Here is a 16,378-nt window from a genome sequence, read left to right as displayed (position 1 = left end):
TATAAAGAGTATATAGTTTTGCTTTTCACACAAAACTATATATTGTTCCTATTATAAACATTAACTAAAAAATCTTATAATCCTTTATAACATTAAATGATAAAGCATTCATGCATAAATCTTTCATTTCACTTCCATCATTTAAAGCTTGATTAAGTACATTGAAAGATGCACTTTTAGAGACTATATTCATTAACTCATCTTTTTCATAATATGAATTTTTAATAGTTCTTTGAACAATATCGTATATAAGATTATAAGACATAAGTTGTTCTTTAAATAATTTAATCTTTTCGTGTTCTCTAATTAATATAATTTCCTCTGAATATTTTACTTCTGGAAATAAGAGTTCACAAAAAATCTCTGGTATAAAACAGAACAAATCATTAGCTAATGTGATATCATTACAAAAATTAAAAATTTGAATATATAAATTTTCATATCTTTCTTGTGAATCACATTTTTTATATAAATCCAATGCTTTCATAGTAATATTACTAATTTGTTTTTGAGTAATGTTATATGGTGTATATGTATTTTCATCTTGGATTAAAACAAAAAATTGTTTTTCAGAATATAGTGGTTCTTGAACTTTCCAATCTTTAATATGCTCATTAATAATTTCAGTTATATCAATATTAACTTTTCCATTTATTCTACATTCGCAATTAATTGAATTTCCAGTTTTAGATGCATATATCTTTATATAATAAACTTTTTTATTTCCTAAACGTTTTTTTATTTCATATCCTAAAAGATCCCAATAATCTGTGCACTCACCTGCTAATCTTGTCCCTTGAGCTGTTAAACAACTTTTATAAAGTTTAAATTCATTTACCTTATTATAATATTTTATTTTTACTTTCTGTCCATCTTCATCTTTTAATGCATGTGTTAATCCACATAATGATGATAAAGAAAAACTAGCTACTGCATATTCAATTGCATTATTAATATCATTTCCAATTCCAGCTACAGATTCAATTAAATCTTCATCAAAGATCTTGTGCTTAAGTACAAATATAACTTGAATAAATCCTTGATTTACCTGTGCTACATGTGCTTCTATTGTTAAATCTATACCTTTAATGTGTAAACTTTCATTTTCTATTTCACTATCTTCTATTGTTCTATTCAGCACTTCGAGAACCTTTTCATCATTAGTTAAATTATCTTTTATACTTTTGCTTTTTCTATTAAATATCCTATTAAATATCCCCATATATTTTTCCCCTTCTGTTATTAACTTTTTTGTTATTTTAATTTTCCTATAAAAATTAAATAACAAAAATAACAACACTTTACTATCGGATTATTTTTACATTACTTTATATTTATTCAAAAAGTACACTTATATATTAATTTTACAATTATTTAGATTTGTATCAATTTATTAAATTAATTCAAGAAATAAAATATAAACTTCTCTCTTGAAAAATTTTAAAAACCAAATGTAAAATTTAATTTTCTACTTTTAGGTATGTTGATTAAAAATCTCAAAGTAAATATCAACTTGATATTGTACTGCACTTTCATCACTATTTTTAAATATAGTTAATCTAAGAATGCAAATTATTGGCTATTTGAATAAAAAATTATAAGTATAACTATTATTTATACTACTAATACTATAAAAAAGGAGATGATTTAAAGTGGGAAAGAATAAAAAAGAAAAATTAATGCAACAATCAAATGGTATGTCACAATCTAAGGTTAAATCATATGAAGAAAAACAAGATAATGTAGATAAAGTTGTATCTAAAGGGAAAGATATTACATTTAATCAGCTTTAAATTTAATAATTATTCACAAAAAAATCGCTAAGCGACTGTGGAGCGTCGATTTTTTTAGCCATGCACCCTTTCCAAACGTAGTGCAGGAATAATGGTGCGGCACATGATTATTTTTTATTCTTTAGGTGTACTTATAATACTTCTAAAACAAGATATTCTAGAAGTTATCCACAGATTTTAAAATATATAAATTCCTAAAGAATAAAAAAATCACCTTTTGTATATGATTTATAAAATCTGTATACAAAAGGTGTACAAATAATTAATTAAATATATTATCTACTTTGATATCAAATTTATTGTAATTAAAAATATTTTTACTATCAGTATTATCATAAGTAACTACAGTATATACTTATAGATATTCTTAATATTTACATACATTTGCCCAATAATTTTTGAATTTCATCTTCTGAAAGCATTCGATGTTGTCCTTTTTTAAGTGCTTTATCTAATGTTAATTCTCCAATTGAAATTCTTTTTAAATATATTACATAGCAGCCCACTGCTTTTAACATACGTTTTACTTGGTGTTTACGTCCTTCTGAAATTGTAAGATATCCAGAAACAACAGGTTGTTGATAAAAGTTTGACTTTATATTATAAAACTTTCTAATATCCAGTTCCTGTTCTAAATCTTCATACATTCCAGATTGTATTACTTCTATTTTGGCAGGCTTAGTTATTTCTTCATCTTGTCCAATAGAAATTCCATTCTCTAATTTTTTTATATCTTCTTCGTCTAATGAACCTAATGCAATAAAAAAATATTTCTTTTCAACATGTTTTTCTGGACACATTAACTGATGATTAAACTCTCCATCATTAGTAAATAACAATAATCCTTCTGTATCTTTATCTAATCTTCCCACATGAAATATTCCATTCATGTTTACCTCGTCAAAAAAATCAAATACTGTTTTATTAGTTTCATCTTTTCTTGCAGTAATGCAACCACCTGGTTTATGAAACATATAATACACTTTACCTCTATAAGTAACTACTTTATCAAGATATTCAATAATATCAATATCCTCTTTAATTTCTATTGCTGGCTCTGTTATAACTTTTCCATTTACTTTAACAGCTCCGTCTTTAATATAAGTTCGAACATTTTTTCTTGTTCCAACTGATGACTCTGCTAAAAATTTATCTAATCTCATGTTCCCTCTTTTCTAAGGCACAATCAAAAAATAACAAGTCCATTTAGCATCCTATTTCCCATCATAGGAAGCTCGACTTGTATATGATCGCTGAATAAGCGATTTACACAAAATCATAGATTGTAACTTCGGACTTGTTATTTATTTTCATGTGCCTAATCATTTGTAAAATAATCTTAATCTATTTCTACTATATAAAATTTAATTCTAAGCACAACTTTAATTGTACTTTTTCTGAGCATTTATTAAACTTTTAATTATATACATTTGTATAAATTAAATTTACCTATATTAATATATATTAATTTTACTTTTGCGTAAAGATTAACAGTCTAAAATTTAAATAATTTTTAATATAAATCAAAATAAATTATATATTTAATTAAAATTTCTATTATTAAATGAATCCCTGAAAATACTATAGATTCAAAAAGAAATATACTACATTTTTCTTCATAATTACTAGTAAATATACACAACATTGTTTATGATTTCTAGATGCAAAGTCATAAATCTCCATATACATACGTAGAATAATACTAGTCATTATAAAAAATTGGGTTAAAAAATACTAAAATAACTGTATTTTTTACTAAGGGGGATTTGTTATGTTTTTTTTTGAAGCGCAGCCTATTACAAACTGGCTTATGTTACTAATGGTATTTTTGGCGTTGATTGGCCTGAATGAATTAGGTCGTAGATCTAAATTAGGTGGAATATTTCTATTTATAATAGTACCATTAATTCTTACCTTTTTTGTATGGCCAAAAACTACTGAAGGTACAAGCGTAAATGATTGGTTTCACTATGCTAAAGTATACTCAGCACTAGCAGGGTGTATTGGCTTCTGGATAATTAGACATGTAAAAGGTGCAAGTAGCAAAAAGTGGGCTTTATGTTTCCCACCATTAATTTTAGCAATTAATATTTGTGAAGCAGTAGCACGTGATTTTCAAATTTATGGACTACATCTTAACAAAGAAATATTTGAAGGCATGATGACAGTAAGTGGTTCCTGGAATGTTATGAATGGAATTGCTGGTATCTTAAATATTATTACAATTACAGGTTGGTTTGGAATATGTATAAGTAAAGATAAGAGTAAAGATATGTTATGGCCTGATATGCTTTGGTTCTGGATTATAGCATATGATATTTGGAACTTTGCATACACATACAATTGTTTACCAGATCATGCATGGTACTGTGGTTTAGCATTACTTTTAGCTCCTACAATTGCAGCTTTCTTTATCAGAAAAGGTGCTTGGTTACAACATCGTGCACAAACACTTGCATTATGGTGTATGTTTGCAATGACATGTCCAAGCTTTATTGATCAATCACAATTTGCAGTTAAATCATCACATAATTCAACTGCTCTATTTATTGTAAGCTTATTAGCATTGCTATCAAACATTGCAGTATTTGTATACTATCTTTATAAGATTAAGATTACAAAACGTAATCCTATTACAGCTGAACTTTATACAGATCTTAATAGCTACAAAGAAATTAAGGAATTATCCGAATAATATTATAACTAGTTATAGCCATCCTCAAACAAGGATGGCTATTTTAAGTTCTTAATTTAATTAATATTTAGTATATGTATTTCTAACATATATGAGTTCCAATAAAGTTTGTTCATTAAATATAAATCTTAAAATATTTATAAATAATATTAATGACCACTATAATGAGAAACTTATATAAAACATTTATACTATATATGGTTCTAACTAGACAGAGTTAATTAACTCTTCTTACTTTGAATTATTTTTAATGGTTTGACCAAGGATCAATCCACTTATATGTCTTTATTTCTTGATAATTTTTAACTAAAACTGCATCATCTAATTGATGATATCCACCTTTTCTCTTATATACATTTCCAGTATCTTTTCCAACATAATATATACATACTGCATCTCCAGTATCCATATCATATAAATAAAAGACATAGACTGATTCATTAAGTTGAAATCCTTGAAAATATTTTTTAAGTTCAGGGTTTATTTGTTCTTTTGAATATATACCTTGAGAAGTTAATTGACTATTAACTTTATCATTTGAACAAATTAAATTTAAAGCCTCTTCGGCATTTGTAACCCCATTATTTACTTTATTAGATGTCTTATTACTTTCCTCAGTTTTTTTAGGTTTTGGTGTTTCTTTTATCAACCCTTTTTCATTTAAATAACAGCCATCTATGGTTGTATTTGTAGCCATAGTTCCATCACTATTTAAATAATACCAATTTTCCTGATCTTGTATCCAACCAGATCTCATTTTTCCATCATTACCCAAGTAGTACCAGCTATTTTTATCTTGTAGCCATCCACTTTGTTCTTTGTCATCTTTATAGTAATACCAGTTATCCCCTTTTTGTTGCCAGCCATTAAGTTTTTCTTTAACCGGAGCCGTAGATTGAACAGGTTCGGATTCTACATTCTTAGTTTGCATATTACTAGCTAATATTGCTCCCCCAGCAGCACATCCACCAATCACAAGTCCTGCTATTATTCCACCAACAACAAACATTTTATCAGTAGCCATATTATTCCCCTTTGTTATAATAATTTCTTTTTTACATAATTGTACCATTTATTATATCATATTTTTTAGACCTATAAAATTTATTAAAACCAATATTTGCTTAATTACTAATCTGTTCATTAACATAATAATAAAGTATATAAATAAAGAACCTAACACAAATAAGTATTAAGCTCTTAATCTTATCAAACTATAAATTTAATGTGAAATTAATCATGTCTTCTAGTTCTTGTTTATCTTCATTGAAATTTTGTGGATCACTTGCCAACATTAAACAATGAGGTTTATTATTCACAAAGAACACTACTACATAAATACTTTTTACACCATCAATTCTATCATTTGAATATTCAAAACATGTTGCACTCTTTCCAGCATAATTTTTTTCTATACTATAAATATTCCATGAGTCTTTTGTAAGACTATTTTTAAGCTCAGCTAAAAAAGCTCCTTTAGATCTGAAAATTGCATCTATCTTTATAATTAAATTATTAGACATAGAGAAATCCATGATGCCCACCTTTGAAGAAAATAATATTTAATTAATATATTTTAATAGTGAAATCTCCTTTACAAAATATGGTATAATCAACTTATAGTAATTAGGAAAAGTTCTCTATACATCAGTGAAGGAAGTGAAATTGTATGGATATATTTATTTTAATTTGTAATATTACTATACCTACAATAATGTTTGCAATAGGATTGTTATATACTATTAATCCATCTAAGAAAATTAATACAATTTTAGATTTAATAACACCTATAGTAATGATGTTTTCAGGAGTTTCAGATACTCCAAAAACAAATATAACTAAGAATGAAAATACATTTATTGTAGCAAATAAAAATTGCGGTGTTATATGGATTTGTAGTGGTTTATTTATACTAATAGTTAGTACTGTATTATTAATATTAAATGACTCTGAAATTAACACTATAAGCAACTCATTATTCGAATTTGAATGCTTAATATTTGTTTCTATATTTGTAACAGTTGAGTATCATTTAAAAGGAAAATTTTATAAAAAATCTAATTAATAAATTTAATATATAACAAACAAAGCAGTATGACATCATACTGCTTTGTTTTATACATAAATATAAAAAATATTAAAACATAGCCTAAATTTTAATAAGTATATTCTTTAAAATTAATACAAGTTTTCTTGAAAAATTAACCACTTGAAATCTCTATTTCTTTCAATTACAATTAAATCACGGGCTAAATATAATCTCTTTCTTTAAAGAGATTTCAAAGTATTTTTAAAACTGTATTTAGTTTTTAATAGTTATCATTGGCATGATAACTATTTTTTATTTTGCTACATTTTAACTGAATGTTTATATTGTTAGTATAAAGACGAACTCGAATTTACTTTTTTTAAAATCATAGCCTTTTATTTAATTAATATTAAGTTTAACAACGCCACTCATAAGGGTATGCGTCATTACCAAGCCACTTGTAGGTTTTTACTATCTCATTATTTTTTATTTGGTATATTGGAAGTCCTCCTTGATGTGGAACACAATATATATTATTGCTCTCTTTACCAACCAAATAACCACAAATCTCATATTCACCACTACTATCAACAAGATTAAATACATATACATCTTCCACTGGTAAATTCCATTTATCATTAACTATAAAATTATTAATATTTCCTTCACTATATCTTGTTGATAATTTAGCTCCATATTCTTTAGCATTCTTAGAGATAAAATTGCTATCTTCTTCTAAAATTAAATTTCTTGCTTCATTTGCTTCTTTAGATGGCATATTCCAACATCCTTCCTTATCTAATTCACATCCATCAATAACAGTATTAAAGGCTTTTTCTCCATTTGAATAAAGATAATACCAACGTCCATTTTCCTCTATCCAACCTATTTTCATATAACCATCTTGTCCAAAATAATACCACTTATCTCCTATTTGTTTCCATCCTGTATAATAAGAACTATCTTGTGAATACCACCAGCCATTATTATCTTGTCTCCATTCAGCACTTACACCTATAGAATTCAACGCTACTACTAAAAGTGCTCCTAATCCAATTACCATTCCCTTTGCTAATTTTGATCTTCCCATTTCATTACCCCCTCTCAGTATAATATAAAATATAAAAGGAATTTATGCTTTTAAATCCAAAATATTATGTATCTTGTTAAAAACATAACAAAAAAGAACCTAATACAGTTTGTACTAAGTTCTTAAAATAATCTCTAGAAATATTTATTCTTTAAATTATTATATTTTTTCTTTATCAGTTAATTCTTGTCCAATTTTATGTCTACCATACATTGTACTTAAATATATTTAGTTTTATTTTTAAATTTATTATATTCTTTAAAACTTCTCTAACTTAATGCTGCAAGCTTATTTCTGTGTATTTCTAATTTTCTTTTTCTGCTCATCATATACTTTCTTATTCTTAAAAATCCATAAGTTCCAAAAATTACAGTATAAATTATAATATCATTTATATGCTTATCAAGCTTTCCAGAATATAACACCATTACATGAATATATATCATGCCAAAGAATAAATAAGCCATTCTTTGTACCTTCTTCCAAGTAGATGCCTTGATTTTCTTTCTTACACATCTAAAAGACGTTATAAAAAGTGGTAACATAATTGATATCATACCTATAGTCAATAATGCAGCTATTAATTGTAACCTAGGTAATGATTGTGGATTTAAAAATAATTTTGGAAAATAATATATTCCATAAACTATATTATGTCCTAAAGTTGAAATACATGCCATTATGGACATTTCTCCTCTTATGCTAAACAGTTTTTTTGCTATTGTAGTATTTTTCTTAATTGCTCCTAAATACATAACAATAATAAATGTTGCAGTCGAAAAAGCTCCTCTTTTAAATGGACCTATAAGATATGTCGTAATCCATTCAGGATATACTTCATACATTTTTACTCTATAATAATAGATTATAAATCCTGTTAAAATAATCATTAAAATATAAAAAATCCATGATTTTTTCTTTATTTGTGTATTTAATATTAAATAAAATATCACTGAAAATAATAGTGAGATAATAAGTATCATTTTAATCCTCCTTTATTTTAATTATTTGCCTAAATAATACTCTATTATAATATCATCACACTATATCCTAGTCAATAATAATTTTCAATTGATATATTTTATCATTAATCATCTTTTATAAGTACTTTGCAGGATTATCTATAATTTCTTCAATAATATTAAAGTATTGTCCAATGTGCACTCCATCAAGCAATGCATGATGAACTTGTACAGATACTGGTAACTTAATATTTTCCCCATCCTTAAAATATTTTCCCCATGCTATTCTAGGTATACTCGCAGTATCATCTATGTTAATTGGATGAGTTAAATTAGTAAATGAGATCCAAGGAATGCTTGTTATATATACTACATCATCACCTATAACTTCATCTTTGATAATAATATTATTCTTTACATTTTCAATTTCTTTTAATGTATTAACTTTAAACTCATTAAAATTGTCTATATAATTTGATTTACAAAAACTAAATATTTTATCATCTGTCATAACAGTAAATGAAGGATTTACTATTTCATGCTCAATTACTTTATCTTCTCTTATTCTAAGTTTAAATTCTTTTATACTATTTGCTGCTTTGCTTGAAGCATATAAAATTGATATAAAAAATGGTAATTCATTTTCTTTAATATATTTATAAAATTTTGTAATATCAATATTGGCGCAAATATTAAAATGTGGGTAGTCCATTTTTTTGAAATAATTATAATGTTCTTTTCTCTTCCAATTTTCAATATCTATAAATCTCATTATAATGTCACTCTCCTTATAATATTGAACTCCATTCCATTTAATATTAATTATACCACATTTTGTATTAATGAAATCATCTACACTGTTTAAATTAACCTTATATGCCAAGCTATATCAATATTAAAAAAACATTTTTATTTTAAAAATTCACATTTAAATATTCTGTAAATTAAATTATATATTTTATAGTATTTATATTAATACGCTATTTCTTTGATACTATAGTTATTATAAAGCTATACAGATATTTATAGTTAATTATAAATACTTCTCAGGATTATCCATAATATCTATTTAACCGGTAATTTTACTTCAAAGATAGTTCTATTATCATCGCTATAAGCTTCTATAGTACCGTTATGTAATTCTATAATGTTTTTTGTTATAGCTAATCCTAATCCAGATCCACCTATACTACTGTTTCTTGATTTTTCTACTCTATAAAATCTATCAAATATATATGGTAAATCTATTGTTGATATTGATTGACCATAATTTATAACTTGAACTACTGCCATATTTGCTTCAATTTTAGTTATTACGTCAACATAATAACCATCTTTTCCATATTTAATTGAATTAGATAATAGATTTTCAAATGCTCTAACTAATTTTCCTGCATCTGCATTTATTATTAGCTTATCTTTTGAAAAATTAATTCTAGATTGCATATCTGCACTGTTAAATTGACATTCAAAACAAGCAACTACTTGACCTAATAATTCAACTAAATTAATATCAGTTTTATCTAAATTAATAGTGTTATTTTGCATTTTAGTAAGTTCAAACAATTCATTTATAAGAAGGTTTAAGTTTTTAGATTTTTCGTATGCTATATTAACGTAATATCTAAGTTCCACCTCATCTTTATACTTATCATTATCAATAAGCTCCAAATATCCCATTATTGAAGTTAATGGAGTCCTTAAATCATGAGAAACATTAGTTATCAAATCATTTTTAGTTTTTTGTGCATTTCTTTCCGCTACTGTTATGTCTTTAAGTTGACTTGATATATTATTTATATTTTCTGCTAACTTTTTCATATCTCCTTCTGATTCGACTTTTATTACCCTATCTAAATCACCATTAGACATGATTTCAGTTTCATCTATAACAGCTATAAGATTCTTAACTTTTCTATAAGTTATCATAAAATAAAACACTGAAAATAAAATTACTCCAACTATTATATTAAAATATTCTCCAACTACCTCATACTTAATTTTTCTCCAAAACGCCCAAAAATAAAAAGCAAAGTTACTGTCATTTTTTATATATAAATAATTTAATATTTTTTTACTTATATATGCTATTATAAATGTTGATATTAAAGCTATTAATATTTCTCCTAATGATATTAGGTAATATTTATATAATTTCTTATTTTTCAATTTTATAACCAACTCCCCACACAGTATGAATTACCTTACTCCCTTCCATATATTTTTCTATTTTATCTCTAAGTCTGCTCATATGTACCATGACAGTGTTATTTGATTGATAATATTTTTCTTTCCATACCTTTTCAAAAATTTCTTCTGCACTAAAAACTCTTCCCCTGTTGTTAGCTAATAAATATAAAATTTCAAATTCCCTTGCTGTTAAATCTATTTCATTATCATCTATTGTTACTTTGTGTTGTTTCTTATCTATAATCATTGATTCAATTCTTATTGTATTATCTAAACTTTGAATTTTACTATTTAAAAAATATGTTCTTCTAAGTAATGCTCTTATCCTAACTGTAAGTTCTAAATGATTAAAAGGCTTACATACATAATCATCTGCACCAGTCATAATGCCTTGTATCCTATCCATATCCTCTACTTTTGCACTTAGCATAAGAATTGGTATACTATACTTTTCCCTTACTCTTTTGCAAACTTCTAAACCATCCATGTCTGGCATCATTATATCTAAAACCATTAAATTAACTTTTTCTTTTTCTAATATTTCTAAAGCTTCTTTTCCACAATTTGCTTTAAACACGTTATATCCTTCATTTGTAAGATTTATTCCTAATAAATCTCTTATTTCTTTTTCATCATCTACTACAAGAATATTATTGTTCATTTTTCCCTCCAATTATACAATTATTTACTTAAGTATTCTTCTAACGTAATTTTATTATTATAAATATATTTAGCAGCCTCCTTCCCAACATATCTAATATGCCAAGGTTCATACTCTATATTCGTTATATTTTTCTTTTCCTTTGGATATCTTATAATAAAACCAAATTTATAACAATTTTTTGCAAGCCAATCTGCTTCTTTTGTTCCTTCTATAAAATATCTATCTTTATTAGTAATATCAATACATAATCCAGTTTGATGTTCACTAAATCCTGGTTTAGCTACATATGCATCTGCAAGTGCTTTTCCTTGAGATCTTACTCGATTTTTATAAACATTTTTTTGAGACTCATAAGATCTATATCCTGAATTTCCAAATAATATTATTCCTTCTTTTTTAGCTGTGTTCACCAAGTTTTCTAATGGATTTACAATAATTCCTGCTATATGTTTTTCTTCATAATCTGAACTATCTGAAAATGGTATATTGGGAATACTTAAATTTTCTGGTATATAATTTGAGTTTAAACCATTCTCTTTATTTACTAATAACTTATCTGGTTTTATATTAACATTACTTTCTTTTATTGACTTGTTCTTTTCATTTAAATTAATATTAATTCCTGCAACACTTGAATCTTCTAACTTTAATACTGTATATTTTAACATACAGTAAAATCCACAAATTATTATTATAACTAATATACTATTTTTAAGTACTTTTTTCATATCTTCTACTTCCTTTCTAATGTCATAATTTCATTGTAGAAGATAGAATTTACAGGAATTTTAAAAAATTCTTACGAAATCTTAAGTTTATAAAAATCAAAATATCTAACTTGCAATAAAGTTTGTTTATTAATATAAATCTTAGACTATTTATAAATCATATTACTAATCATTATAGTTAGGAATTTATATAAAAAGTTTATGATATATATTTAATACAATATCAATTTTATAAATTCCATCTATTTATTTAAACTCATATGATATAATCAAAGAAAATAATTTCTTACTTATTTAACATTTTAAGAAGGTTATTCATTTGGAAATAATTTTAGGTGTTTTAAGTATTATTGGTACTATTGCAGTAGCTGTTTCTTTTGCAAATATGCATAAATCTTATATGAAAAATCATTCACAAAATTAAATAAAAAACACCTCTAATATATTAATATAAACTCAATATATTAGAAGTGTTTTGCTATTAATTTCTTCATCAGTCAAATTGTGTAAATTTTCAAGAGCAATTTCTATAGCATGTCTCCTTGTATCTATTATTGAAATATTACTTTTAATTGGTGTCCAAGATTCAAACCACTCATCTTCATACCATCTTAATATCTCAATACTAAATAATCCATCAGTTCGTTTTATTATTTCTGCTTTATATTGTTTGTTCTCAGTAATGATTTCCTCTATAATTTCCATGATATACTCCATTAAATATGCAAATAGAATTTTGTTTTCCTATCAGCATTATTTTATTCCATATTTTAATATACATTTTTTTCTTGCTTATACATATTTTCTATGTTGTGTAACTCAATCTTATCTACTTCTTCCCTCAAATCCTTATATTCATACTCCCCCATAATTACAATTTTCTCTGCATCAAGAAATGACAGTATTCTTTTAGCTTCATTCTTTAAATTCCTCTTAGTTTGTTCATTAAAAATATATGCCTCATATTCTCTAGGCATACCATTAAGAACATAAGCTAGTCCTATATACCTTAAAAAATTATACCCACAACAATACAGATCATACAATTTTTGAATTGCCCTAATTAAATCTTCTCTATCATCTATAATATATTCAAGTAATGCTTTTATCTTAATCTCTTCAAATTTTCCAAAAGGCACCTTACTAAATAATAATTTTTCTAATTCATTCATCACATATTTATCTTTATAATTTAAAGATATTAATTCAAAATAAAAATTATATCCATAGTATTCAATTAATAATTTTTCATCAATATTATAAACCCATTTTTCAAATTCTTGAATATTCAATCCTTGTCTCAATAAATCAAAAAATTCTAATTCTATATCTTGTTTATTCATAATCGCCAATTATATTTCACCTAATTCTCTATCTATATCTATTTGTGTTTGCTTACTTATTTCTTTTAAAGTATTTAACCAATTATCAAGCAATTTTAAAGTTGTTATTTTTGAATTTCTATAAATTTTAATATCTGCTCCACCCTTCAGAAGCTCAGCTATAAATTGACGAAATAACACTTTTCTATCAACGCCCTCTATATCTTCAATCACATCATAATACTCTAAATCAAACACAACAACAAAATCATTATTTTCAATATTTTTCTTTATATCACTAATTGATATGGAACTATCAAACTTTCTAATAAGTGAAATGTATTTAATTACATTATTATCTTTCTTAATTTTTATTTGTACTAAGTCCATAATAACATCTCCCTCCCAATTACAATTATTCTAATTATAATACACAATATAATTTATAATTCTGCATCCCCTGCTTCTTTGTATATCCGTTTAATGTTAATTTAAATATATTATCTAACCTAATTAATTTTTATATTTATCGATATATTCCTTTTCTATATAATTAATAGCATCATTTAAACCTATAAATTCAATAAATAATGGAAAGTCTTTATTACCTTTCTTCCAGAGCAAATGAATAATATAAATTCTACTTTCACTTTGAAATAACACATTATCATTAGTTTCACATTTTGCAATTGCCTTTAAATTCTTTCCATATAACTTATGTTCTTTAACCAACTCTTGTTTTAATTGCTTATTAAAACAATCCATATTATTAGGAATCCACCAATTAAAGTCCTCTCCATATTTATCAATTAAATCTGAAAACATATATACCTCGCCTATATCATTTAATATACATTATTTATCTTTTAAATTCCTATTTTAGTAAATTATATCATATTTTAAACATACTCTTTCTATTATAATTTGGAACAACATAATATATAATTTGAAACTTTTATGAGGTTGATTATAAATTATACATTCTTTTCGTAAGTCTGCACAATAAAAAAATACATCTCTAATATATTAAGATAAACTCAATATATTAGAGATGTATTTTTTATCATATTTATAGATATTAAATTTATATTTCTATGACTACTTTCATTCATTTTGTTCGCTTAATCTGTAATAACTTTAGCTCTATCACTAAAATTAAGATACTTTATTTTTAAGTCTTAATTTATCAGCGATAATTGCTATAAATTCCGAATTTGTAGGCTTGCCCTTATCATTGTGAATAGTATATCCAAATAGCTTATTAATAGCTTCTATTTGGCCTCTTCCCCAAGCTACTTCTATAGCATGTCTAATTGCTCTTTCAACTCTTGAAGCTGTTGTATTGTACTTCTTAGCTATTGAAGGATATAATTCCTTTGTTACAGCTGATAATAAGTCCATATTGCTTACTACCATTGTAATAGCTTCTCTTAAACGTTTATGCCTATAAATTTTTATTGTATTATTAGCCGTATCTTTATCGGCTTAAGTCCCAATGTATTTATAGGTATAATCATATACTTTTCTTAACAAATTGGCAATAGTATCTTTGTATTTTTATCAAAATTTAGCTAAAAATCATTTTACAACTTTATCTTCTAGTAGTCATTACTGCAAACTCAGCCTCCAGCTTAACATCTGTACTGTATATTGCTGTCAAAGTAAATATGCTATCCTTGCTAATAGCCTTAACTGTACGCGTTTACCATATTGAGACTCTATTGATGATATGCCAAGCTTTAAACACCCCTCATCAATACTGAATTAAATGTTCTATCGCCTAGCTCTGATCCATCTTTATTCTGACATATTATTTTCATCCACACACTGTCATTATCATCAGCCATAATACACTATCATTAAATGAATTATATATTATATAATGTAGGAATTTTCTACACGCTTAATTTACACCTGCAATTTGTTACAACTTATTGCTATAACGCCTTGCTTGTTTTTAACAGTCCCTTTGCAGCTAGTACTCCCTTCCTAGCCACAACATCAATACACTCAAAAAGCTTCTCCAAGTCCTGTGCAACTCCAACAGTTACTCCTATATTCAAGCATCAACTTTATTCTACAAATGTAAACTCTGCCCCCCTAGGCCTCTTACTATAACATTAAAATCATACTTTTATAGTACCAAAAATCATTAAGAGTACTAATCAAACAACCTTTAAATATTTCCATGGAATCCGATATGCCTCCATATTATTAGTGATTTATTTACTGAAAATCTATTTTTCTGGCATAACTTTTCACCAACTCTTCTTTGTTATCATTAGATTACAAGGTGTTGATTGAGCATCTTGAATCTATAACAAACAGGAGGACTTAACGTGTCACAGTAAAAAAACTATTCAATATCCCCAGAATGGGTACAGCCGTTAATTGATGAGTGGAGCAAATATAAGGATATGGCAGATAAGGCGCTTAACATGGTCTTGAATGCCAATATTGAACTTTATGCTTATATTGAGCATCACACATCCCTGTCGACTCCATCAATCGGACGCTATAAAGAACTTAGTCGCACTAACAGATGTATAAGTACATACATTAATGCATTACCAGCGTTTCTTAAGCAGGTTGACTCCGGATTAACACAGATAGGAAATTCCACTCACATTCAGGAATAACGAATAATCATCACTGCGGCTCAGGAATGGAAAGACAAATATAACAAAGCAGTAAAAGAATATAAGCACTTGCAGGAATTGTACAAGTTATCTTTCTATAACAATGATGGCACATTTAATTTTGCAAATTGGATATAATGATTTTTTCAATTAATTGAAAAGGCGACCACAATTTGTAGTCGCCTTCTTCATACATTATTCAATTAATATTTTATGGTCTATCTTTACCGACTTAATGTCACTTATTCTTAATATTGGATTATTTC

The 16,378-nt window shown here is 25.7% G+C and carries 17 protein-coding genes and 1 pseudogene; 3 read left to right on the top strand and 15 right to left on the bottom strand.

Translation table 11 applies throughout. The features are described from left to right. Window positions 1-64: 64 nt before the first annotated feature. Window positions 65-1,222 carry a DUF6348 family protein gene (locus ACYUET_RS01910; RefSeq protein WP_460277483.1) on the bottom strand — a complete coding sequence of 386 codons (1,158 nt, stop codon included), beginning with the start codon at window positions 1,220-1,222 and terminating at the stop codon, window positions 65-67. A gap of 430 nt (window positions 1,223-1,652) precedes the next feature. On the opposite strand from ACYUET_RS01910, the gene ACYUET_RS01905 reads away from it, so the two are divergent. Continuing rightward, window positions 1,653-1,793 carry a hypothetical protein gene (locus ACYUET_RS01905; protein ID WP_460277482.1) on the top strand — a complete coding sequence of 47 codons (141 nt, stop codon included), beginning with the start codon at window positions 1,653-1,655 and terminating at the stop codon, window positions 1,791-1,793. 374 nt (window positions 1,794-2,167) lie between these two features. Here the strand turns inward: ACYUET_RS01905 and ACYUET_RS01900 are convergent, their stop codons facing one another. Then, a complete protein-coding gene (locus ACYUET_RS01900; protein WP_460277480.1) occupies window positions 2,168-2,956 on the bottom strand; it encodes a pseudouridine synthase in 789 nt (262 codons plus the stop codon). 608 nt (window positions 2,957-3,564) lie between these two features. On the opposite strand from ACYUET_RS01900, the gene ACYUET_RS01895 reads away from it, so the two are divergent. Then, entirely contained in the window at window positions 3,565-4,488 is a 924-nt protein-coding gene (locus ACYUET_RS01895) for a DUF5692 family protein (RefSeq protein WP_460277479.1), read from the top strand. A gap of 247 nt (window positions 4,489-4,735) precedes the next feature. Here the strand turns inward: ACYUET_RS01895 and ACYUET_RS01890 are convergent, their stop codons facing one another. Then, a complete protein-coding gene (locus ACYUET_RS01890; protein WP_460277478.1) occupies window positions 4,736-5,512 on the bottom strand; it encodes a hypothetical protein in 777 nt (258 codons plus the stop codon). A gap of 190 nt (window positions 5,513-5,702) precedes the next feature. Then, window positions 5,703-6,023 (bottom strand): hypothetical protein, encoded by a 321-nt coding sequence (locus ACYUET_RS01885; RefSeq protein ID WP_460277477.1) that lies wholly within the window; start codon window positions 6,021-6,023, stop codon window positions 5,703-5,705. A gap of 134 nt (window positions 6,024-6,157) precedes the next feature. Between ACYUET_RS01885 and ACYUET_RS01880 the strand changes: the two genes are divergently transcribed. Continuing rightward, entirely contained in the window at window positions 6,158-6,553 is a 396-nt protein-coding gene (locus tag ACYUET_RS01880) for a hypothetical protein (RefSeq protein ID WP_460277476.1), read from the top strand. A gap of 379 nt (window positions 6,554-6,932) precedes the next feature. Here ACYUET_RS01880 and ACYUET_RS01875 read toward each other — a convergent pair whose 3' ends face one another. The 11 genes and pseudogenes from ACYUET_RS01875 to ACYUET_RS01825 form a co-directional block, all read right to left on the bottom strand. Then, window positions 6,933-7,607, bottom strand: a complete 675-nt coding sequence (locus ACYUET_RS01875; RefSeq protein WP_460277474.1) for a cell wall-binding protein — start codon at window positions 7,605-7,607, stop codon at window positions 6,933-6,935. Window positions 7,608-7,876: 269 nt separating this feature from the next. Next, entirely contained in the window at window positions 7,877-8,590 is a 714-nt protein-coding gene (locus ACYUET_RS01870) for a hypothetical protein (RefSeq protein ID WP_460277472.1), read from the bottom strand. A 115-nt stretch (window positions 8,591-8,705) separates the two neighbouring features. Next, window positions 8,706-9,341, bottom strand: a complete 636-nt coding sequence (locus ACYUET_RS01865; RefSeq protein ID WP_460277471.1) for a CatA-like O-acetyltransferase — start codon at window positions 9,339-9,341, stop codon at window positions 8,706-8,708. A gap of 293 nt (window positions 9,342-9,634) precedes the next feature. Continuing rightward, window positions 9,635-10,738 (bottom strand): sensor histidine kinase, encoded by a 1,104-nt coding sequence (locus ACYUET_RS01860; RefSeq protein ID WP_460277469.1) that lies wholly within the window; start codon window positions 10,736-10,738, stop codon window positions 9,635-9,637. Next, window positions 10,728-11,420, bottom strand: coding sequence for a response regulator transcription factor (locus ACYUET_RS01855; RefSeq protein WP_460277468.1), 693 nt, complete (start codon window positions 11,418-11,420; stop codon window positions 10,728-10,730). Before ACYUET_RS01855 ends, ACYUET_RS01860 begins: the two co-directional genes overlap by 11 nt. A gap of 20 nt (window positions 11,421-11,440) precedes the next feature. Continuing rightward, window positions 11,441-12,151, bottom strand: a complete 711-nt coding sequence (locus ACYUET_RS01850; protein ID WP_460277466.1) for a M15 family metallopeptidase — start codon at window positions 12,149-12,151, stop codon at window positions 11,441-11,443. Window positions 12,152-12,607: 456 nt separating this feature from the next. After that, window positions 12,608-12,856: a hypothetical protein gene (locus ACYUET_RS01845; RefSeq protein WP_460277465.1), complete on the bottom strand. Its 249-nt coding sequence runs from the start codon at window positions 12,854-12,856 to the stop codon at window positions 12,608-12,610. 65 nt (window positions 12,857-12,921) lie between these two features. After that, complete coding sequence (locus tag ACYUET_RS01840; protein WP_460277463.1) at window positions 12,922-13,503, bottom strand: hypothetical protein; 582 nt, start codon at window positions 13,501-13,503, stop codon at window positions 12,922-12,924. Then, entirely contained in the window at window positions 13,504-13,863 is a 360-nt protein-coding gene (locus ACYUET_RS01835; RefSeq protein WP_460277462.1) for a hypothetical protein, read from the bottom strand. Between the two features lie 123 nt (window positions 13,864-13,986). Next, window positions 13,987-14,298 (bottom strand): hypothetical protein, encoded by a 312-nt coding sequence (locus tag ACYUET_RS01830; RefSeq protein ID WP_460277461.1) that lies wholly within the window; start codon window positions 14,296-14,298, stop codon window positions 13,987-13,989. A 330-nt stretch (window positions 14,299-14,628) separates the two neighbouring features. Continuing rightward, a pseudogene (locus ACYUET_RS01825) lies at window positions 14,629-14,907 on the bottom strand (sporulation initiation factor Spo0A C-terminal domain-containing protein); the annotation flags it as partial. Between the last annotated feature and the right edge of the window lie 1,471 nt (window positions 14,908-16,378).

Source organism: Clostridium sp. CTA-5, from assembly GCF_054768135.1.
This window is presented reverse-complemented; position numbering and strand designations above follow the sequence as displayed.